Origin of the sequence: Ideonella sp. B508-1 (assembly GCF_000333615.1) — a bacterium.
Taxonomy (GTDB): Bacteria; Pseudomonadota; Gammaproteobacteria; order Burkholderiales; family Burkholderiaceae_C; genus Ideonella.
Genome location: NZ_BADL01000323.1, coordinates 13,738 through 33,853, shown reverse-complemented (window position 1 = coordinate 33,853; position 20,116 = coordinate 13,738). Strand labels below are relative to the sequence as shown.

The window sequence follows — 20,116 nt, the reverse complement described above, 5'->3', positions numbered from 1 at the left end:
GAGCGGGGCCGGCGCCGATTCCGGCGCCGGTCAGTAGGCGTAGATCAGCGTCATGAACACGCCCTTGGCCCGCCCGGCGTCGCCGCCCACGCGGGCGCGATACTGCAGAGACAGATCCAGGTGGGAGCGCTGGGCGTTGTAGTGGTCTTCGTGGAGCCACTGGCGCAGGTTCACCCCCACGCCGGCGGCAACCGAGCTGCTGTTGCCGTTGCCGGCCAATCCGAAGCTGCTGGCCTCGGACAAAGGCACGCCGCTGGCGCGCGCGTCGGTGGCGTACCAGTCCGCCGTCACCGTGATGTGGGGGAAGATGACGGTGCGATCGCTGAAGGGGGTGCGCAGGCTGCGGCCGATGCGGACCTCGCCGGCGGCGAAGCCCTGCCCACGCCGCAGACGGCCACTGCCGGAGGCCATGGGCTGGCCGGTGGCGTCGCGCTCGGTGTAACGCACACCATGGTCCAGCAGGGTGTAGCCGGCCTGCAGATAGCCTTCCATGGTGTACCAGTCGGACACGTCGAGCCGCAGCCCCGTGCCGTCATAGAAGCCATAGAGCATGTAGGCCTGCCACCCCCCCGAGGCCGCGTTGCCCCGGTAGTCGACGCTGGCGGCCTGGTTGTAGAGCGAGCAGCGCACCGCGTTGGGTTCAGGATTGAGCTTTCCCGAGCGGGTGGCAGAGCCCAGCAGCAGCTCGCGCTCGATGCCGAAGGTCAGGTTGGTGCTCACATCGGGCGTGAAGCGCGCCCCGATGGCGCCCGTCGTCGAAGGCCAGCCGGTCGCGCCCTTGGTGGAGCCGTCGGGCACGGTCACCGAGCCGCCGCAGGGGTTGTCCACCACCTGGGCCGGGGTCAGCGTGGGGCCGCTGTGCAGGGTGCCGGACAGGCGCCCGTAGACCTCGAAGGTGCGGTTGCTGCTGTTGATGAACTCCGGCGGGCGCCAGTAGGCTTCCAGGGTGCTGAAGGTCGAGTTGCCCGGCACGGACACCGGCTGGCCGGTCAGCCGGCTGGCCGCGGCACGGGCGCCCTGGTAACCCACCGAGGCATTCAAGCCCCAGTCCCGCGAGAAGTTGGCGATGGCGCTGCGGGTGTCGAAGCGTTGCTGGGCGTCCAGCGTGAGCCGGCCGGCATCGGCGTCGTCGATGGCCTGGTGCAGCATGGCGGCCGCGGCGGGCCGGTTGCCCACCGCGGCGGTGGCATAGGCCTCGTCCAGCACGTTGCTCTCGGGCGCGGCGCCCGTGGTGCGCGCGGCCACGAAGTCGCGCAGGGCCAGCTCGTATTGCTTGAAGGCGGTGTGGAGATAGCCCCGCTGGCGCAGCAGGCCCACATCATGGGGCCGCACGGCCAGGGCGGCGTTCAGACGCTCCATGGCCTCCTGCTGCTGCGCCGGGTCGCCGGCCGCCAGCGCGGTGGTCAGCAGATTCTGGTTGGTCTCGCTGTCGGGCTGCTCGGCCACGGCGCGGCGCGCCAGATCGATGGCCTGCGCGTACTGCCGGCGACCATAGGCGGCATAGGCCCGGCTGGCGGGACTGTCGGTGCCCGGATCGTCCCAGGGCACCAGCTCGCAGACGGTGCCGTAAGGCGTGTCGCGGCACAGCTGCATGGGCGCATGCGTGCTCAGGCTGAGGTCCGTGTCGTCATCCCCTCCCCCCAGGCGATCGGCGCGCTGGCGCCGGGTGCGGGCCTGGGCATCGTCCTCGGGCAGCGGCGCCAGTCGGGCCCTGGCCAGATCGGCCTCGCCGGCCGCCAGGGCCAGGTCGGCGCCGATGAGGCGGGCGTTGCGCTGCTGCTCGGGGGTGGGCCAATCCAGGGCCAGAACGGCGTCGATGTCCTTCTGCGCCGCCGCGGGATCGCCCAGCGACTGGCGCAGAAAGGCCCGCAGCAGACGCACGGCGGTGGTCTCCTCGTCCGCGGCCAAGGCCTCGGTGGCCGCCTGCTCGGCCGCGACATCGTCGCGCAGGGCCTGCAGCACGCTGATGAGCAGCAGATGGTGGCTGCCCACCTCGGGCGCGATGCGCACGGCCTCGCGCGCCTCCGGCAGGGCCTCACGCGGGCGCCCCTTGTTCAGGTCGGCATAGGCGACCTGCGCGTGCTGGGCGGCAATGGCCTGCCGCGCCAGCCGCATGCGGGCCGTGATGGCATCCCGGTTGGGGGCCCCCAGGGCGATGGCGGTTTCCCCGGCGCTCAGCACGTTCTCGTAACGCTGCTGGTTCTCCAGCGCGTTGATCCACAGCAGCGCCCAACTCCCCTGGCTGGGGTCGATGCGCAGGGCACGCTCGGCCAGCGCGGCAGCCTCGGCATACTGGCCGTCGTTGTAGCGGGTGTAGCCCTCGGTGGCGATGGGAAAGCCGCGGCGGTACGCCTCGCTGACGGGTGTGCCGCCCGCCGTCACCGGCGGGCTCAGGTTGGTCAGCGCGGCCTGGAGTTCGGGGCTGCCATGGCCCTGGGCGATGGCCTGGACCAGGGCCTGCCGTGCCTGGTCCACACGGCCGAGCTTCTGCAGTGCATAGACGCGCAGCAACAGCATGCGCGTGTGATCGGGATGCAGCCGCAGCACGGCCTGCGCCCGCGCCAGGGCGATCTCGTAGCGGCCCTGGTTGTAGGCCTTGAAGCCCTCGTCCGCGAGCTGGGCCGATGAACGCGTGCGCGAACGGACGGGGGCCGGGGGGCGCCGCGGCGGAAGCTCGGAGGGACTGCCCACGCGCCGGACCAGCGCATCCGGGGACTGCGGCATCAGCGATGCCGCCAGGCTCGAGCCCACCTGCTGGCGCGCCCGGTGGCGCGAGGCAGCGGAGTCATCCCCGCCCAGGGGCGTGAGACTGAGGCTGGACGCCCCATCCAATGTGAAGGCCGCCCGGGCCGAACCCGTCGGGCAGACGCCGGCCAGGGCCAGGGCCGCGGCCAGCGTGACCTCGCGGTGCAATGGCTTCATGCGCAGGCTTGGGAAGTCGGCAGATCGGCGGTGCCCGCATCCCCCTGCTGGAAGGCCAGGGCCTCCTGCAGCGTGGCATGGTCGAGCTGCCCGCTTTCCACCAGGATGGTGCCCAGCGGGCGGTGGGTGCTGGCCTGCAGGCGCAGGGCTTCTTCCAGTTGTTCGGGGTCGATGGCGCGCCAGGACAGCAGCACCTCGCCCAGGCGCTGACGGGTCTGGACCAGTTGATCGTCCGAAGGGAAGTCGTGCATGGTCTTGTCCCAGACCAGGCGCGTGCCCAGCAGCTTGTGGGACAGGAAGAGCCGCCAGGCGCGTGCGGTGGCTGCGGCGTTGATGAAGTTGCCCACCACCATGCGCGGCACGGACAGCAGCGCGTGCTCCCAGCCGTACATGCGCTGGACGAAATAGGCCCGCTGCAGCATGCGCCACAGCAGCAGCACCCCATTGATCTGGATCAGCGTGACGAACCAGCTGCCCGGCCGCAGCAGCGGTGGGTAGTACACCGTCCACCAGCCCACCGCATTGGCCAGCAGGAACAGGGTGAGGTTGAGTGCGAGCGCATAGGCCAGGATGGCGACGAAGGAGGTGATCAGGCCCTTGCGGTCGCGGTAGAGCAGATACTTGGTGGCCAGCGAACCGCGCCAGCCCACCAGCGCCCACCCCTGGAAGCCGATGCCCAGGGTCCAGCGGGCCTTCTGGCGGTATGCGGTGCGGAAGGTGTCAGGAAAGAACTCACGCACGCCCAGCGGCATGTGCAGGCCCTGGACCCTCTCTTGCCCCAGGCCGAACCAGGTGGTGCGCCGGGTCACGTAGTCCACCGCGAAGCGCCCGAAGATCTGCTTCATGCCGAGCTGGCCCAGCCGGTTGCCGATGTCGTAGTCCTCGGTCAGGCTGTCCACATTGAAGGGCTGGTTCTGGGTCTCTTCGGCCAGGGTGCGCAGCGCGCGCATGGAGAAGCAGGTGCCCACGCCCGCCGAGGGCACGACGCCGGCCATGCTTTCCCGCACCACCAGGTCTTTGCTGTGCCACTCGGCGAACTCGTCCATGTAGGTGCCGGCCACCAGCTCGAACCAGTGGCGCTCCAGCGAGGTCACCGGCAGCTGGATGAAGTCCATCCGCGGCAGCAGGTAGTTGTAGTAGCGCAGCTCCAGTGGGTGGAGCACGTCCTCGCTGTCGTGCAGCACCACGCCGGCGAAGGGGCGTCCGGTGGTGCGCTCGTGGCGGAACAGGGCCTGCACCACCCAGTTGAGGCAGTCGGCCTTGCAGGTCGGACCGGCGTGCGGCACCTCGACCCGCACCAGGCGCCGGTAGCGGCGGCGCATGCGCTCGACCTCGGCGATGGTGCGTTCATCGTTGCAGTAGGTGCCCACGAAGATCACGTAGTCGCTGTACTCCAGCGTCGAGACCATGTTGGCCAGCATCGGCGCGATGACGTCGTACTCCAGCCAGGCCGGCACCATGATGGCCATCGGCTGCTCGGACCGCTCGCGCAATTGCTGCGCGGTCAGCGGCGCATAGCGGCGCTTGATGGTGAGCGCGCGATAGGCTTCGCGCGCCCAGTACCACAGGTCGATGAACAGGTCGTCCAGGCCGGAGATCAGGACGATGACCGCCACCGCCGCCGTCAGCACTTCCAGCGTGCGGTAGTAGTCAGCCAGCAGATAGGGGAGGTACAGCGTCGACATAGGCGCGCAACAGGCCTGCGGGGTGCGTGGCGAGAAGGGGTGTCAATGGCTCGGGTTCTGGCCTTGGCGGCGCTTGAGGCGCCGAGCCACCAGCAGCAGGGCCAGCAGCAGAAGCAGCGCGAACACGAAGCCCGTCACCCCCCAGCGCAGCCACCCGCCGAACAGGCCATGGCCCTGGCCGGTGTCGCCTGTGCGGCTGTCCAGCCAGGCCACCGGACCTTCGTTGGAGAGCACGGCCACATCACCCCGGTTGAGCAGGAAGGGCTTGTCGAAGGCCGCCGGCGTGCCCAGCGGCTGCCACAGGATGCCCGGCTGACCATGGGCCTCGGTCACCTCGGCGGCACTGAGCCGGGCCACGTCGCCCACATCCAGCCAGGGCGCCTCCCGGCCCGCCAGACGCAGGTGGGCCTGCTTGACCTCGACCCGCATGTCATCGCCATCCACGGGCTGCTGCACGGCCAGGAAGGGCCGTGTGGGCGAGAAGGCCTTGCCTGCGCTGCCGAAGACGAGTTCGGCCCGCACAGGCGAGACGCCCACAGCACCGGCCAGCCGGATCAGGCGCCCGAGGCTGGCGGGCGCATCGGCGAGGAAGGACTCGGGCACGGCCACCTGGGGCTGGTCGGCCATCAGGGGCAGCAGACCGACGAAGCTGCCATCCGGCCGGGCGGAGGTGGTCCGCAGGACGGTGCTGGGCAGCACCTGCACCGGGAAGGCCTGGGGCAGCTCGTTGCAGTCCTTGGAGTAAGGCTGGCGCTGGAAGGACACGCGCAGCACGTTGCGCAGGCCCAGCACGTAGCTCGGCACGGACACATCGATGCGCTCGGCATGTCCGTCCGCCTGGAGCTGGCGGGCGCCCAGCAGGTTGTCGTTCCAGAACACCGAGGCCACGGGCCGGGTGGAGGAGGCCCCCGGGGCGGCCGCCACATCCACCGACATGTCCGAGGGCATGCGGCCGTCTGCCGACACGGCGGCCAAGGGCAGCGTGACCGTCCAGTCGCCGGTGGCGACGACATTGAAGTTGGTGCTGCTGCCGCCCAGTTGGGTGGGCCGCAGCAGGGCCTGGTCGTAGGCCTGCGCGGTATCGGCCTTGTCGATCACCGCGTTGGCGCCGACCAGCATGTTGCGCCAGGCGTCCTCGAAGGCGCCGGCCGCCTGGGCCCCGCCATCCTCGGCCACGACGATCACCGGCCGCCCGCCCAGCGTGGCCAGTTGGACCTGGTGGGAAGGCACGCCCGCGGCGGTCAGCGCACGCTGGCGTGCGCGCCAGTCGGCGAACACACGGGCGGCTTCGCTGTCGCCAGCCCACTGGGCCGCCACGGCATCCAGGGCCGCATTGATCTGCTGGCGCAGGGCGCCATCCATCACCACCACGTCCCCGCTGGCCGCGCCGGAGCCCAGCAGCACGAGCGCGCCCACCTCGGCGGCGTTCTTGAGCACGTGGCGGGACTCGCCCGCACCCAGGGCCGCGAAAGCCGGCAAAGCGGCCAGCGCGGGCGGCACCTGCCAGCCCTGGGTGTCGACGGTGTCGCCGGGCGCGGGGAAGGCCTTCACCGTGACAGGGCGGCCCGCATGATCCAGCGCCACGCCCAGGCGCCAGGCGCTGTCGTAGGCCGACTTGGACAGCCCCTTGCCCGCCACCAGCAGGGTGGGATGCGGTGGCAGCGCCACCCAGGCATCGCTGAGCGAGTTCAGTGCGCTGCTGGCGAAGCGGTAGCTGATGCGGGTGTCAGGCTCGACGGCCAGCACATTGCCCGTGGCGCGATCGACCTCGCAAATGCGGTGGGTGACGTTGTTGACCCAATTCACCCCCAGGCGCAGGAAGCCGCCGGTGATGGTGCGGGGGTCGACCTTCAACACCTGGCCCGCATCCCCCTCGGCCGACTCGATCTGCTGGGCATGGGACGGCCGCCCGTTGACAGACAGCAGCACCGAGGTGCGACCTTCTTCGGCCTTGTAGTAGCGGCCCTTGAAGTCGATGCCCGCCTCGGCGATGGGCACCGAACGCGGCACCGGCACGAAGAATTCCTGACGGCTGTCGAAGCCGCTCATCAGCACCGTCTGGGTGATGCCCAGATCGGCCAGCGTGAAGCTGCGCGTGACCCAGGTGTCGCCTTGCAGCTGCTGCAGGGCCCCGGTGAGTGGGCTGGCGGCACGACAAGGAGAGGTCGCGATGGCGGCGCCGAGCAGCAGTACAGCGCTGGCGAGGGCACGGTGAGACTGGGTCATGCGAGATCGAGGCTGGAAAGGGAGGCTGTGCGCAGCGGCGAGGCTGGCGCCATGAATTCGGCCACCGGACGGCCGCACAGGGCATCGACGATGCGCCGGCAGGCGCGGCCATCGCCGTAGGGATTGGCGCGTCCGCTCACGTCGCGGTAGGCAGTGTCGTCGTCGAGCAGACGGTTGGCTGCCTGGATGATCCGGGCGGCGTCGGTGCCGACCAGCTGCGCGGTGCCGGCGGCGACCGCTTCGGGCCGCTCGGTCACGTCGCGCATCACCAGGACGGGCTTGCCCATGAAAGGCGCCTCTTCCTGGACACCGCCGGAATCGGTCAGGATCAGATGGGCGCGGCGCATCAACCAGATGAAGTCGAGGTAGCCCACAGGGTCGAGCAGATGCACATTGGGCAGGCCCTGCAGCATCTCCAGAACAACGCTGCGCACACTGGGATTCAGATGCACGGGGTAGACGAGCTGCACGTCGTCACGTTGCGCCAGCGCACGCAGGGCGGCGCAGATTTGGCGAAATCCGTCACCGAAATTCTCGCGTCGGTGCCCTGTGACCAGCACGACGCGTCGCCGGGGGTCCAACCAGGTGTAACGTTCGGCCAGCATGCTGGACAGAGCGGGACTGCTGTCGATCTTGGCCAGCGCGGCGCCGAGTGCATCGATGACGGTGTTGCCGGTCACCCAGATGCGGCCGCTGAGGTTCTCGAGTTCGAGGGCCTGGCGGGCTGCGGGGGTGGGGGCGAACATCCACTGGCTCATGACATCCACGGCGCGGCGGTTCATCTCCTCCGGAAACGGCGCGAGCATGTTGCCGCTGCGCAGGCCGGCTTCGACATGGCCGACGGGAATGCGCAGGTGGAAGGCCGCCAGAGCACAGGCTGCCGCGGTGGTGGTGTCGCCATGCACCAGGACACAGTCGGGCTGGACATTGCGCAGGACGAGGTCCATGCCGGTGATCAGCCGCGCGCTCAGTTCGTTGAGCGTCTGGCCGGGGCGCATCACGTTGAGGTCGTGGTCGGCCGAAAGGCCGAACAGGTCCATCGCCTGCGAAAGCATCTCTCGGTGCTGGCCGGTGATGCACAGCGTGCTGGTGAGGTCGGGCTCGGCACCAATGGCGGCCACCAGGGGCGCCATCTTGATCGCCTCTGGGCGGGTACCGAACACGGAAAGGACATGCATTGCGTCACTCCAGGCAAGAAGCCGTGATTCTCCAGACACAGGGGAGCATTGAAGTTACTTCTGAAGGTAAACAGGGCCGATCCGGTGAATTACGCCCGAAATCATAGGTAGGAAAGAAGGGTCGGGTGAGTCGGATACACAACATGTAGAGACTAAACTCACATGTGTTAACACTTTTCTCATTGCATCTGGCATGCACATGTGGTGTCACGTTTCGCCGATAGAATCGCCCGCTTCAAGCGGACGGTTGACCTCCAGAAACGATTCGCCACAAAGAGAGGTGTCAAGCCCGCAGCAACCCATTCAAAGAAGATGACCATGCGCATTGACCGCGTTGCCTGTGGCCTCCGTCGCCGGCACCTGCTGGGCCTGCCGCTGGGGCTGGCCCTGGCCTCTGCGGCCCGGCCCCAGTCCAGTGACCCCCTGGCCTTCGTGGGTCAGGACCACTACATCTTTGCCGCCTGGGGCAACAAGGACACCCCCGACTGGAAGGGCATTGACGCCACCGTGACCCGGGTGGCGCAGGTGAGCCGGCTGCTCGCCGCCTGTGGGGTGACGCTGATCGCGCCGGTGCTGCCCGACAAGATCCAGCTCTATGCCGACAAGCTGCCCGCCGATGTCTCGCTGACGCCCGAGATGCGCCAGCGCTACGCCGGCATCCTCTCGCGCCTGCAGGCGGCCGGTGTGGCCACTTTCGACGACGCCCGGTTGCTGCAGGCCCTGCGTGCCAGCGGGCAAGCCGTCTACTACCGTACCGACCAGCATTGGGCCCAACCGGCGGCCGACGCCACGGCCCAGGCCACCGCGGAACTGATCCACCAGAAGGTGCCCCAGTTGGCCGGACAGGCCGGCACCGGCATGGCGCTGGGCCCCATGGTCAACGAGCGGCGCTTCGGCGATCTGGCTGAGCGCTTCCTCTCGGCCGAGCAACGCCATGCCATCGGGCGCGAGATCTTCTCCGTGCGTCGCGCCGCCGAAAGCCAAAGCCTGCTGGCGGATGCCCCCGCGCCGGTGCACGTCACCGGCAACAGCATGGTGCAACCCTACTTCGGCTTCCCGCAGAAGCTCTCCAACCTGCTTGACCGGCCGGTGTCGGTCAACTGGAAGCCTGGCGACGTGGGCTTCTGGCGCGTGCTGATCGAATACCTGGAGTCGAGCAGCTTTCGCCAGCAGCGCCCGCAGGTGCTCGTGTGGCAGCTGTTCGAACCCAACTTCCACCTGCCGCCGGACGCGCGCGGCCTGTGGGACAGCGCCTCGGTGATTGCCGCTGACGCCTGGCAGCAGCGGCTGCTGACCGCCCTGGCGTGACCATGGCCACCCCAGGGCCCGACACCCCTCCTCTTTCAGATCGCCAACATCAGCGCTTCGCGGCCGCCATCGCGCTGCTGCTGGCCCTGGGTTGCGCCTGGGGCGCGGTGCGTCTGGCGGGCGTGCTGAGCTCCCGCACCCTGCCCTGGCGCGAGCTCGGCACGCAAGCCACCATGAACCAGGTGCTGGGCACTTGGCCAGGCCAGTCGGCCTGGGCCCGCTGGAGCGCCGGCCTGCGCTACCGTGCGCTGGGCGACCTGGGGCCCCAGGTGAGCCAAGGCTGCCCAGGCTGGCTCTTCTACAACGACGGCCTGCGCCCACAGGCCGGCGACAACGCGGCCTATGCGCGCCGCATTGCCCTCATGCAGCACTGGGCCAGCCTGCTCAAGGCGCAGGGGGTGCAGCTGCTGGTGGCGGTGGTGCCCGACAAGTCGCGCATCGCGGCGGCCCAGCTGTGCGGCGAGACCCGCTCAGCGCGGATGCAGGCGCGCTGGGACGACTGGCAGATGCGGCTGCGCGCGGTCGGCGTACCGTCGGTGGACCTGCGCCCGGCCCTGAGCGCACTGCCCCAGGCCTACTACCGCACCGATGTGCACATGAACCCTGCGGGTGCCGAAGCGGCGGCAGCCAGCATCGCCCACAGCGCCCTGCCCTTGCTGGGTGGCCCCGGCCCGCAGCGCTTCAGCGACGAACTCGGTGCGGCACCGGCCCCCCGCGTGGGCGACCTGATCGTGCTGGCCGGCCTGGATGGTCTGCCCGAGGGCTGGCGCCCGCCCCTGGACCAGGTGCGCCCCGAACACATCGCCCCCGTGCCGACCGGCGGCCTGCTGGACGCCGGTCCGCCGGTCGAGGTGCTGCTGGTGGGCGATTCGAACGGCTCGCGCAGCGAATTCTCGGACCGCCTGGGCCGCCAGCTCGGCCGCGAGGTCTGGGCCCTGAACCAGGACGGCGGCTACTTCTCGGGCGCCATGCTGGCTGCCCTGGCCCAGCGCCCGCGCTGGCCCGCCGGCCTCAAGCTGGTGGTCTGGACCTTCTCCGAACTCTCGCTGTCGCTGCCGCTCTCGCCGGAGGAACAGCGTGCCGCCGCCGCCCTGCCCTGACGCGCATGCTGTTCAACTCCTACCTCTTCCTGTTCCTCTTCCTGCCGGTGGCGGTGGGCAGCTACTACGCCCTGGCCGCACTGCAGCTGCGCTGGGCGGCCCTGTGGTTGTGCCTGACCTCGCTCGTGTTCTACGGGTGGTGGAACCCGCCCTTCGTCGGGCTGCTGGTGGGCTCGATCCTGGTCAACCATGGCTTCAGCCTGCTGATCCTGCGCCATGCGACCCACAAGCGCCGACAAAGATGGATCACGGCGGCCGGCGTGGTCGGCAACCTGGCTCTGCTCTTCTACTACAAGTACTTCAGCACGCTGCTGCAGGCGCTGACCGGCCTGGGTCTGCACACCGGCCCGGTACAGGACATCCTGCTGCCACTGGGCATCTCGTTCTTCACCTTCACGCAGATCGGCTACCTGCTGGACTGCCAGTCCGGTGCAGTCAAATCCTCCAGCCTGCTCAACCACACCTTGTTCGTGACCTTCTTCCCGCACCTGATCGCGGGGCCGGTGCTGCACCACAAGGAGATGATGACGCAGTTCGACCAGCCCCAGACCTACCGCTTCCGGGCGGACAACCTGTCGGTGGGAGGCACGCTCTTCGTGATCGGCCTGGCCAAGAAGGTGATCCTGGCCGACAGCATCGCCCCCTATGCGGATGCGGGCTTCGCCACCCCGGGTGATGCGCAGTTCTGGGGTGCCTGGGGTGCTGCGCTCGCCTACGGCCTGCAGCTGTACTTCGACTTCTCCGGCTACTCCGACATGGCGCTGGGCCTGGCCAAGATGTTCGGCGTGCGCTTCCCGCTGAACTTCAATTCGCCATTCAAGGCCCCCAACATCATCGAGTTCTGGGCCCGCTGGCACATGACGCTGACGCGCTACATCACGAGCTATCTGTACTACCCCATGGCCATGCGCGTATCGCGCTGGCGCAGCCGGCGCGGCCTGCCGGTGGGCGGCGCCGGCAGCCGCACGCCGGGCGGCTTCGCGCTGATGATCGCCTGGCCCACGCTCTACACCATGGGCCTGGCGGGCATCTGGCATGGCGCAGGCCTGCAGTTCTTCATTTATGGGCTGCTGCACGGCAGCTACCTGTGCATCAACCATGGCTGGCGCCTCGTCTTTGGGCAACGCTTCAATCCTCAGGCTGCGTTCACGCGCCTGCTGTGGCGGCTCGGCTGTGTGCTGCTCACCTTCATGGCGGTGACGGTGGCCCATGTGTTCTTCCGCGCCAGCAATGTGGCCGATGCCCTGGCACTGCTCCGTGGCATGGCCGGCCTGCGCGGCGCGGAGACCTTCGACACCGCAGCGCTCGGCCTGCTGGCGGCGCAGGGCTGGGCAGGCTGGCAGGTGCTGCTGGGCCGGCATCTGCAGGTCCTGCTGATCGGGGGCTTGCTGGCCATCGCCTGGTTCATGCCCAATGCCCACCAGATCTTGGGACGCTTTTCACCCGCGCTGGCCAAAACGCAGGAGGCCTCCCCCGCCTGGCTGCGCTGGCAGCCCGATCTGCGCTGGCTGACCGCCGTGCTGACCCTGTTGCTGTGGTGCCTGCTGAACCTGCACCGCGAGACGCGCTTCCTCTACTTCCAGTTCTGATGCCCACCCCTGTGCTTCGCCACCTTCATCGCCATGGCGGTGCCGCCCTGCGGCCCCTGACCCTCGTCGTCACGCTGCTGGCCGTCGTGCCGGTCGGCGCGCAGGAGAGCACGCTCTCGCAGCTCTACGCCGCCCGCCCGCCCGCGGGCTCCGCCTTCGTGCGGGTGATCAACCCGCTGCGCGAGGCGCTGCAGGTCCAGGTGGCCAGCGGCCCGGCGCAGCGCATCGGCCCGCAGGCGCCCGCCACCAGCTATGCCATCGTGGCCGGCGGGCACCGCTTCACGGTGCAGGTGGACGGCAAGCCGGTGGCCACGCTGGAGGCACAGGCCGACCACTTCAGCTCATGGGTGCTGCGGCGCGAGGGCGCGCACTATGCCTTCACGGCCATCGACGACACCGGCGAGCCACCCGATGCCCTCAAGGCCGAACTGCGCTTCTACAACCTGGTGCCGGGCTGCACCGCCGCCCAGTTGCAGATCGCACCCGCCGGCGCCGCGGTGTTGCGCGATGTGCCGCCCCTGGGGGCGGCCGCACGGGCGGTGAACCCGGTGCATGCCCAGCTGGTGGCGGTGTGTGGCACCGTCGCCAGCCCCGCACAGGCCCTGCCCACACTGCAGGCCGGCGATCATCTGAGCCTGTTCATGACCGGCACGGCCGCGCGGCCGGTGCTGAGCCTGCAGCCCAGCCGGACCGACGCCGTCAAGCGTTGAGCGCCTCGTACAGCTGGGCCAGACGCGCACGGTCGGTCTTGTAGTTGACCGAGACCGGCAGCTGCGCGCAGGGCAGCAGCTCGGAGGGAATCATGTAGTGCGGCAGGCGGGCGGCCAGCAGCCCCTTCCAGTCGGCCAGTTCGGGCGGCAGCGCGGCGGCCTCCTGGCCCATCTCCACGAAAGCCACCAGACGCACCACCGCGCCATTGGGCTTGCGCAGGGCCACGGCCGCGCAGGCCCGTGCCCCCGGCAAGGCCGAGAGCGCGGCATCCACCTCCATCAGCTCCAGCCGGTAGCCATGGAGCTTGATCTGGTCGTCGATCCGGCCATGGCAGAACAGCATGCCGTCCCCCGCCTCGCTGCCCAGATCGCCGGTGCGAAAACCGCGCTGCCCCTCGCGCATGAACATGCGGGTCTCGTTCAGGTCGGGCCGATTGATGTAGCCACGCATCACATGCGGGCCCGCGATGCACAGCTCGCCCTCATCGCAATAGACCTGGCTGCCGCGCTTGGCATGGCCGATGGGCAGTGGCGTGTCCGCCTGCAGCATCGCATCCTCCACCACCAGCAGGGTGGTGGCCACGGTGGCCTCGGTGGGACCGTAGGTGTTGAGCAGCGGCACCTCGGGGAAGCGCTTGCGCAATTGCCGGCACAGCGGCACGGGCAGGGGTTCACCGCAGAAGACGAAGGTGCGCAGGCTGGGCAGGGCAGCCTGCGAGAAACCCGGGTTGATCAGCTGCTGCTGCGCGAATGACGGGGTGGAGACCCAGGTGGTGACCCCATGCTCGGCGATCAGCGAGGCCACCTTGAGGGGCGAGGCCGCGTCCTGGCGGTCGAGCATCATGATGGTGCCCCCCAGCGCCAGCGTGCCGAAGACGTCGTACAGCGAAACGTCGAAGCTGAACACGGTCTGGTCGAGGAAGACCGGCCGCTCGCCCAGACCGAAGTCCAGCCGCATCCAGTCGATCAGGCCGCGCACGCCCTCGCGGCCGATCTGCACGCCTTTGGGCTGGCCCGTGGTGCCGGAGGTGAACATCACGTAGCACAGGCCCTGCTCGGCCAGGGCCCGGCCAGGCCCGCCGCGCAGGGACTCGAAGCGACCGGCCCCGGCGTCGTAGAGAAGGTGGGCGTCGAGGATGCCGGTGATGCTGTTGAGCCGCTCCTGCGGATAGACCGTGTCGACCGGCACGAAGGGCGCGCGCAGCATCAGGGCGCCGGTCAACGCCACCATGAAGGCCGCTTCCTTGTGGCCGCGGATGACGATGGGCATGTCCTCGCCCAGGCCCAGGCGGCGAGCCTCCTCGCACCAGGCCTGGGCCTCGCGGTGCAGGGTGCGCCAGTCCAGCACGCGATCACGGGCGATGACGGCAGGCAGTTCCCCCCCTTGGGCCGTGTCCACGAAGCAGGCACCGTCCAGGTCGAAATGCATGGTCGGCCTCTGTGCGATCAGATGTTCTGTGCCACGAAGGTCGCCAGTGTGCGCACCGAGTACAGGTGCTCCTGCGCCTCGGTGATGGGCACCGTGCAGCCAAAACGGCTTTCGACGCCGAGCATCAACTCCACAGCGGTTGCAGAATCGAGCAGGCCGCTCTCCAAGAGCGGATCGTCGGGGTCCACCTTCTTCAGAATGGCGGCGTGGATCATGGCGCAGAGTTGTTCTTCGATCTCGGCAGGTGTGGTCATGTTCGTTCAGGCCGGCAGAGCCATGCGGCAGGAAGGCGCGTCAAGGGGACCCGCCGGGTTCAGAGGTCTCGGCGGAGCGGCACGCCCAGCACGACGGAGGAGAGGCTGCCCAGGATGCGGTCATCATTGACCATCACCGCTGCGGCATGGGCGTCTCGGATGTGGCGGCTGAGATAGAACTCGCCAGGCTCCATATAGCCCTGGATGCCGCAGATGCGCAGCGCGATGTCGGTGACGCGCACCACCAGCTCGGAGGCACCCACCTTGAGGGTGTTGTAGCTCACCATGCGCTCGGTGGCGGTCTCCGGACCGTCGGCGTCTTCGTAAAGAGCCATGCAGGCGGCAAGCATTCCGCGGAACTGTTGCACCAGGGCCTCACCTTCGGCCAGGCGCAGGTTGGCAATGGGATTGAGCGGCGCACCGCCCCGGTTGCGATGCCGCAGGAAGGCGCGCGCCCGGCCCAGAGCCGACACGGCAATGCCCAGCCACACCCCGCCCAGCAGCAGATGGGAGGTGGGCAGCATGGTCTGCGACATGTGCACCGAGAAGGGCTCGGCATAGACCTGCTCGGGCGCGCAACAGACCTGGAGGTCATAGCGGTCCGTGCGCGCGCCGCGCATGCCGATGGGGTTCCAGGGCGCATGGGGGTGCAGCGTGTACTGCTCGGCCAGCACCGCCACCAGCCGCTGCTCGGAAGCGGCGGCATCCTCGGCACGGCGGGCGCTGACCAGGATCACATCGGCAGCCGGCGCATAGGAGATGACGGCCCCGTTCTTGCGCAGGTTCAGGCGGCCATCGGGCTGCAGGTCCAGAAAGCAGACGCTGGATCGGATCGCACCACCGGTCGCCCCCTCGGTGGTGGCCGAGGCCACCAGCAGCTGCTCGGCCGCCATGCGGGTCAGCAACCGCTGGTGCCAGGCACTGTCCTGGGCATGCGCAATGGCGACGGCCGACTGCGACTGGTGCATGGCATAGATCAGCCCCGAGGCCGCGCAGTGTTCGGACAAGCGGCGGCAGACGTTGACCACGGTGCGCAAGGGCAGGCCCGGCCCACCGAAGCGCTCGGGCACCAGCAGCCCCATCAGGCCCTGGGCCCGCAGGGTTTCCAACACTTCGGTGGGCAGGCGGCCTTCGCTGTCGACCGCATCCGCATGCTGGGCGGCCACGGCCGCCATGGCATCCAGTCGGTCCGACCAGGACGGGGATTCAGCATCGTTCATGCGCAGGCCAGTCTTGCAAACAATTGATACACTTTGAAGTATATGGTTGCTTTTTGGTGGCCGTGAGCGGGGGCCCGCCCGCGCTCATCTGCCATCGCCCGATTTGGAAAAAAGGGCGCCGCAATCCCATCACAGGCTGTTGCGCCAATCCTGCAGCAGTTGCCGGGCTTCGGGCGTGTCGCCCTGCAGCCAGGGATCGAAGGCGTAGGCGAGCACATGCTCCGCGCCATAGCTGTGCGCCACCGCCAGCTGGGCGCGCACACGTTGCATCGTCGCGGCCCGGGCCCGGAATGCCTCCGGCCGACCGGGCTCGGGCGGCAGTTGTTCGAACAGCTCGACGATCAGGTCGAAGGCCACGCCGCGCTGGCGCAGCAGCCGGCGCAGCGGCTCCAGCCCCGCGTAATTGCCCATGCCAGCCACGCCGACGCCGTCCTGCAGCATCGGCCGCAGGGGGGCCACATCCAGGATCTCGGCCCACAACCCGTCCAGCGAGCCGGTGGTCTGCAAACGGCTGAAGAAAGTGGAAACCGCCAGCCGGGACTGGCCGCGACGCGTCGGCTCGGCGGCCAGCGTCTGCAGCCAGGCGCACAACATGCGGCGGCGCTCGGGCGCGGCCCAGTTGTACTGGTCGATCTCGTAGGGCAGGTACCAGCCGAGGAAGGCCGCATGGCGCGACCAGGGGTCGCTGCGCATGGCCGCCAGACTGCGCTCACGCGTCTGGTCCAGGAAGGCCTGCAGGGCCCCGGGCTGCGGGGCAGCCAGCGTGGTCCACCAGCGCTCGTCATAGGGCAAGCCCAGGCGGATGCCCACACCCTGCCGGGCGGCCTCGTCGAACAGCAGGGTCAGCAAGGCGGGTGGCAGCATCCAGTCGTTGGCGGCGCCATACAGACCGGTCCACTGCACCACCAGTTCGCGGCAACCCAGTTCGCGCATCAGGCCCAGGCGCTGCCGCCAGTCCTCGGCCGACAGTGCCTCATGGCTGCGCCAGGGCTGCAGGAAGGTGCCGTCAACATGCGGGGGGGCGCTGGCACAGCCCGAGGCGACGAGTGTCGCGGCGGCCACCGTCCCGAAGATCAGGCCGCGGCGGGAGAGTGTGGCCGCCCGGGGCGACGGGCATGCGGAACAGGCTGGATGCACCACGGTGTCACTGCTTTCTTGTGGTGGTTGACCGGCCAGGGGTGCCGGCCTGCGTGGCCGCCACTGTAGCGGTCGGCTCAGGACATCAGGTCCAGGGCCATGCCGGCCCGCAGGCCCAGTCGCCGCGCGGCACCAGGACGCAGGCGCAGCGCCGAGGCGGCCTGCCGACAGCGCAGCAACTTCCAGGGGCCCACGCGGGACGCCACCTCCAGCACCACCCCATCGGCCCGCAGGAACACCACATCCACCGGACCCCGGGCCCCGAAGGTGTGGACCCAGCGGGCCGGCCGCAGCCAGCTGCCGCAGGTCACGCCCGCCTGCCCGCGAGCCGCACGGGCCCAGGGCCACAGCAGGCGCTGCAGCCGGCCCAGGCGGGCGACCTCGCGCCGCGTGGGCTGGCCATCGATGCAGAGTTGGATCTGGGCAGACATGTTCACATTCTGTGGTGCCGGACAGGTCGGCGCCGACCCGATAGCTTAGGGCCTTTGCCGGGCCCGGAATGTTGCAACGATGTAATCCGGCGCCCGCAGCGCGGGGCCCGCGGGGCGGCGCATCGTCAAGGGGAGGGATTGCAGGCCCACTCGGTGCCGGCCTCGTTGAAGGAGAAGCTGACGAAGGCGGCGCCAGGCCCCACACCGCGCTCGACGTGGAAGTTCGCGCCGCTGAGCCATTCGACGCTGCCGTTGACCTGCTGATCGGCCATGCGACTGCCCAGGGAGACCCTGCCCAGGCCACCCGGCCAGGACAGGGGGTGGCCGTTCAGGACCAGGGCCTGGGCAGAGATCTTGAAACTGGCCTCCCGATCCTGGCCACCGGCCTTGCGGCCGGCCTGGCAGCGCCCCTTGATCGTCCGGCCGCCGGTGTCGTAGACCTCGGCGAACAGTGCCGCCGCCGATTCCGGCTGGGCGACGATGCGGGCGCCGCGAACATCCAGGTCGGCGCAGATGCGGCCCTGCGCCACGTTGCCCGCCCCGCGGCCGATCTCGATGCTGGCCTGCCGGAAGCTGTCGTCGGTGCTGGCCAGACGGGCCATGCGCTCACCGCTGCTGACGTCCAGATACAGCTGACGCGCCTGGAGGTCCAGGGTGAAGGACAGCTCGCCGGCCGGGTCGAACAGGGCGGCACGCTCTGGCCCCACCACCAGCTGACCGTCCGGCGTGATGCGCAGCTCGCCGGCAACGGCGGGACGCCCTTCCGGGTTGGGCTGCTCGTCGCAGTGGGCGCTGACGTAGCGCCCCGCGAACAGGGCCGCCACGCGCTGCTGAAGCAGGGCGGGGCTCTCGGCCAGGGGGGCGGCCTGGGTGTGGGGAGCGACCACCAGCAGTCCCAGCAGGATCGCCCGGGAATGGCCGGCAGAAAGAAACGACATCGACATTCCTCTCAAGTGGGGTGGTGCCCATCTTGCCCTGAGTCGGGACGGGATAATGCCCACCGCCATGCCCACCACCGCGCCGCCCTCCCGTTTCTCGCTGTACCTGGACCTCATCCGCTGGAACCGGCCCGCGGGTTGGCTGCTGCTGCTCTGGCCCACGCTGTCGGCGCTGTGGATGGCGGCCGACGGCTTTCCGGGCTGGCATCTGCTGATCGTCTTCACCGCCGGCACGGTGCTCATGCGCAGCGCCGGCTGCTGCATCAACGACGTGGCCGACAAGGACTTCGACCTGCACGTCAAGCGCACCGCGCAGCGGCCGGTCACCTCGGGCGTGGTCAGTGTCAAGGAAGCCCTGGGCGTGGGCGCGGCCCTGGCGCTGCTGTCCTTTGTGCTGGTGCTGAGCACCAACCCGCCGACGATCTGGCTGTCCGTGCCCGCCGTGCTGGTGGCCGGGCTCTATCCCTACGCCAAGCGGGTCATCGCCATGCCGCAGGCGGTGCTGGGCGTGGCCTTCAGCTTCGGCATCCCGATGGCCTTCAGCGCGGTGCAGGGCGGGCAGGACTGGAGCCTGTCGGCCGTCGGCGCCTCGGTGCCGCCGCATGCCTGGTGGCTGGTGCTGGGCAATCTGTGCTGGGTGCTGGCCTACGACACCGAGTACGCCATGGTCGACCGCGACGACGACCTGAAGATCGGCATCAAGACCTCGGCCATCACGCTTGGGCGGCACGATGTGCGCGCGGTGATGGCCTTCTACATCCTCTACCTGGGCCTGTGGGCCTGGGTGGGCGAGCGCCTGGGCCTGGCCTGGCCCTACCAGCTGGGCATCGGGGTGGCGGCGGCCCAGGTCGTGTGGCACGGCTGGCTGATCCGCACCCGCAGCCGCGAGGGCTGCTTCAAGGCCTTCCGCCTGAACCACTGGGTGGGCGCGGCGGTGTTCGCCGGCACCGTGCTGGCCGGTTGGGTGCGCTGAACGGGCCCCCGGGGCCCGGCGCTCAGTTCTTGCCGAACTCGGCGCCCAGCTCGGTCGCCCGCTCGGCCGCCGCGTGCAGGGCGCGCACGAAGGCCAGCTTCACACCCCGTGCTTCCAGGGTGCTGATGGCCGCATGGGTGGTGCCGCCCTTGGAGGTCACACGCTGGCGCAGCACCTCCGGTGTCTCGACCGACTGGGCCGACAAGGCCGCCGCGCCCGCCACCGTCTGCTGAGCCAGCTGGCGCGACTGCTCGGTGCTCAGGCCCAGCTCCACGCCCGCCTGGATCATGGCCTCCAGCAGGTAGAACACATAGGCCGGACCGGAGCCCGACAGCGCGGTCACCGCGTCCAGTTGGGACTCCTGCTCGACCCACAGCAGCTGGCCGGTGGGCGCCAGCATCTGCTCGACCTGCAGGCGCTCGTCCAGCGTCACCGCCGGACGGGCGAACAAGCCGCTCATGCCCTGGCCGATCAGGGCCGGGGTGTTGGGCATGGCCCGCACCACCCGGGCACTGCCGCTGGCCTTTGCGATCGCCGCGCTGGGGATGCCGGCCATGATGGACAGCTGCAGCGCCTGGCTGGCGTAGGGGGCGCAAGGCGCGGCGGCCACCTCGAACACCTGGGGCTTGACCGCCCAGACGATCAGGCCGGCCGCCGCCAGGGCCGGGCCGGCCGCCGCGTCGGCCTGCACGCCGAACTGGCCGCGCAGCCGCAGCGCCTGCTCGGGCGAGGGCTCCACCACCAGGATGGTGGAGGCCGGATGACCGGCACGGACCAGCCCGCCGATGATGGCGCTGGCCATGTTGCCGCCACCGATGAAGGCGATCGTGGTGTTCAGGGACGTGCTGCGGTTCATGGCGGCGAGTGTAGGGCCAGATGCTGTGCCGGTGCGCGGCCCGGCACAGTTGACGACAGGGCTTCAGAAGCCATGCACAACTTGCATAACCCAGGCCCCACAAGGCCTCACGGACCGCCTACAGTGCGCCACCATGCGGTGCGGGGCCGCTCACAAGGCC

The 20,116-nt window shown here is 69.6% G+C and carries 16 protein-coding genes; 5 read left to right on the top strand and 11 right to left on the bottom strand.

The features are described from left to right. Nucleotides 1-30 precede the first annotated feature (30 nt). From I73_RS14200 to wecB, 4 genes are read right to left on the bottom strand one after another with little or no spacing between them, the layout of a single operon-like run. On the bottom strand, nucleotides 31-2,922 hold the full coding sequence (locus I73_RS14200) for a tetratricopeptide repeat protein (protein WP_234409513.1): 2,892 nt from the start codon (nucleotides 2,920-2,922) through the stop codon (nucleotides 31-33). Then, complete coding sequence (locus tag I73_RS14195; protein ID WP_026096738.1) at nucleotides 2,919-4,607, bottom strand: glycosyl transferase family protein; 1,689 nt, start codon at nucleotides 4,605-4,607, stop codon at nucleotides 2,919-2,921. The genes I73_RS14200 and I73_RS14195 overlap by 4 nt, the downstream gene beginning before the upstream one ends. Nucleotides 4,608-4,649: 42 nt before the next feature. Continuing rightward, complete coding sequence (locus tag I73_RS14190; protein WP_022981219.1) at nucleotides 4,650-6,833, bottom strand: cellulose biosynthesis cyclic di-GMP-binding regulatory protein BcsB; 2,184 nt, start codon at nucleotides 6,831-6,833, stop codon at nucleotides 4,650-4,652. Continuing rightward, nucleotides 6,830-8,011, bottom strand: a complete 1,182-nt coding sequence (gene wecB, locus I73_RS14185; protein WP_022981218.1) for a non-hydrolyzing UDP-N-acetylglucosamine 2-epimerase — start codon at nucleotides 8,009-8,011, stop codon at nucleotides 6,830-6,832. The genes I73_RS14190 and wecB overlap by 4 nt, the downstream gene beginning before the upstream one ends. Before the next feature lie 318 nt (nucleotides 8,012-8,329). Between wecB and I73_RS14180 the strand changes: the two genes are divergently transcribed. Genes I73_RS14180 through I73_RS14165 form a run of 4 tightly spaced genes read left to right on the top strand, consistent with a single transcriptional unit; the run spans nucleotide 8,330 to nucleotide 12,718 of the window. Next, on the top strand, nucleotides 8,330-9,319 hold the full coding sequence (locus I73_RS14180; protein ID WP_234409512.1) for a twin-arginine translocation pathway signal: 990 nt from the start codon (nucleotides 8,330-8,332) through the stop codon (nucleotides 9,317-9,319). Between the two features lie 2 nt (nucleotides 9,320-9,321). Next, nucleotides 9,322-10,419, top strand: a complete 1,098-nt coding sequence (locus tag I73_RS14175) for a cell division protein FtsQ (protein ID WP_026096737.1) — start codon at nucleotides 9,322-9,324, stop codon at nucleotides 10,417-10,419. Between the two features lie 5 nt (nucleotides 10,420-10,424). Next, on the top strand, nucleotides 10,425-12,008 hold the full coding sequence (locus tag I73_RS14170; RefSeq protein WP_022981215.1) for an MBOAT family protein: 1,584 nt from the start codon (nucleotides 10,425-10,427) through the stop codon (nucleotides 12,006-12,008). Then, nucleotides 12,008-12,718, top strand: a complete 711-nt coding sequence (locus I73_RS14165; protein WP_022981214.1) for an alginate O-acetyltransferase AlgF — start codon at nucleotides 12,008-12,010, stop codon at nucleotides 12,716-12,718. The genes I73_RS14170 and I73_RS14165 overlap by 1 nt, the downstream gene beginning before the upstream one ends. Here the strand turns inward: I73_RS14165 and I73_RS14160 are convergent. The 6 genes from I73_RS14160 to I73_RS14135 all read right to left on the bottom strand — a co-directional run bounded on the left by I73_RS14160 (nucleotide 12,708) and on the right by I73_RS14135 (nucleotide 18,127). After that, a complete protein-coding gene (locus tag I73_RS14160) occupies nucleotides 12,708-14,147 on the bottom strand; it encodes an AMP-binding protein (protein WP_022981213.1) in 1,440 nt (479 codons plus the stop codon). The genes I73_RS14165 and I73_RS14160 overlap by 11 nt on opposite strands. Nucleotides 14,148-14,164: 17 nt before the next feature. Beyond that, nucleotides 14,165-14,401, bottom strand: coding sequence for an acyl carrier protein (locus tag I73_RS14155; protein ID WP_022981212.1), 237 nt, complete (start codon nucleotides 14,399-14,401; stop codon nucleotides 14,165-14,167). Nucleotides 14,402-14,460: 59 nt separating this feature from the next. After that, complete coding sequence (locus I73_RS14150) at nucleotides 14,461-15,621, bottom strand: acyl-CoA dehydrogenase family protein (protein WP_022981211.1); 1,161 nt, start codon at nucleotides 15,619-15,621, stop codon at nucleotides 14,461-14,463. A 129-nt stretch (nucleotides 15,622-15,750) separates the two neighbouring features. Continuing rightward, nucleotides 15,751-16,683 carry a DUF4434 domain-containing protein gene (locus tag I73_RS14145; RefSeq protein ID WP_022981210.1) on the bottom strand — a complete coding sequence of 311 codons (933 nt, stop codon included), beginning with the start codon at nucleotides 16,681-16,683 and terminating at the stop codon, nucleotides 15,751-15,753. Between the two features lie 152 nt (nucleotides 16,684-16,835). Continuing rightward, nucleotides 16,836-17,189, bottom strand: coding sequence for a DUF192 domain-containing protein (locus I73_RS14140; RefSeq protein ID WP_022981209.1), 354 nt, complete (start codon nucleotides 17,187-17,189; stop codon nucleotides 16,836-16,838). A gap of 125 nt (nucleotides 17,190-17,314) precedes the next feature. After that, on the bottom strand, nucleotides 17,315-18,127 hold the full coding sequence (locus I73_RS14135; RefSeq protein WP_148289799.1) for a hypothetical protein: 813 nt from the start codon (nucleotides 18,125-18,127) through the stop codon (nucleotides 17,315-17,317). Between the two features lie 67 nt (nucleotides 18,128-18,194). On the opposite strand from I73_RS14135, the gene ubiA reads away from it, so the two are divergent. Then, nucleotides 18,195-19,100: a 4-hydroxybenzoate octaprenyltransferase gene (ubiA, locus tag I73_RS14130; RefSeq protein ID WP_026096733.1), complete on the top strand. Its 906-nt coding sequence runs from the start codon at nucleotides 18,195-18,197 to the stop codon at nucleotides 19,098-19,100. A 22-nt stretch (nucleotides 19,101-19,122) separates the two neighbouring features. On the opposite strand, the gene proC is transcribed toward ubiA, so the two are convergent. Continuing rightward, nucleotides 19,123-19,956, bottom strand: a complete 834-nt coding sequence (gene proC / locus I73_RS14125) for a pyrroline-5-carboxylate reductase (protein WP_022981206.1) — start codon at nucleotides 19,954-19,956, stop codon at nucleotides 19,123-19,125. Between the last annotated feature and the right edge of the window lie 160 nt (nucleotides 19,957-20,116).

Coding starts and splice junctions, on each gene's coding strand:
- I73_RS14200 (WP_234409513.1), bottom strand. CDS start 2,922: ATGAAGCCATTGCACCGCGAGGTCACGCTGGCCGCGGCCCTGGCCCTG.
- I73_RS14195 (WP_026096738.1), bottom strand. CDS start 4,607: ATGTCGACGCTGTACCTCCCCTATCTGCTGGCTGACTACTACCGCACG.
- I73_RS14190 (WP_022981219.1), bottom strand. CDS start 6,833: ATGACCCAGTCTCACCGTGCCCTCGCCAGCGCTGTACTGCTGCTCGGC.
- wecB (WP_022981218.1), bottom strand. CDS start 8,011: ATGCATGTCCTTTCCGTGTTCGGTACCCGCCCAGAGGCGATCAAGATG.
- I73_RS14180 (WP_234409512.1), top strand. CDS start 8,330: ATGCGCATTGACCGCGTTGCCTGTGGCCTCCGTCGCCGGCACCTGCTG.
- I73_RS14175 (WP_026096737.1), top strand. CDS start 9,322: ATGGCCACCCCAGGGCCCGACACCCCTCCTCTTTCAGATCGCCAACAT.
- I73_RS14170 (WP_022981215.1), top strand. CDS start 10,425: ATGCTGTTCAACTCCTACCTCTTCCTGTTCCTCTTCCTGCCGGTGGCG.
- I73_RS14165 (WP_022981214.1), top strand. CDS start 12,008: ATGCCCACCCCTGTGCTTCGCCACCTTCATCGCCATGGCGGTGCCGCC.
- I73_RS14160 (WP_022981213.1), bottom strand. CDS start 14,147: ATGCATTTCGACCTGGACGGTGCCTGCTTCGTGGACACGGCCCAAGGG.
- I73_RS14155 (WP_022981212.1), bottom strand. CDS start 14,401: ATGACCACACCTGCCGAGATCGAAGAACAACTCTGCGCCATGATCCAC.
- I73_RS14150 (WP_022981211.1), bottom strand. CDS start 15,621: ATGAACGATGCTGAATCCCCGTCCTGGTCGGACCGACTGGATGCCATG.
- I73_RS14140 (WP_022981209.1), bottom strand. CDS start 17,189: ATGTCTGCCCAGATCCAACTCTGCATCGATGGCCAGCCCACGCGGCGC.
- I73_RS14135 (WP_148289799.1), bottom strand. CDS start 18,127: ATGTCGTTTCTTTCTGCCGGCCATTCCCGGGCGATCCTGCTGGGACTG.
- ubiA (WP_026096733.1), top strand. CDS start 18,195: ATGCCCACCACCGCGCCGCCCTCCCGTTTCTCGCTGTACCTGGACCTC.
- proC (WP_022981206.1), bottom strand. CDS start 19,956: ATGAACCGCAGCACGTCCCTGAACACCACGATCGCCTTCATCGGTGGC.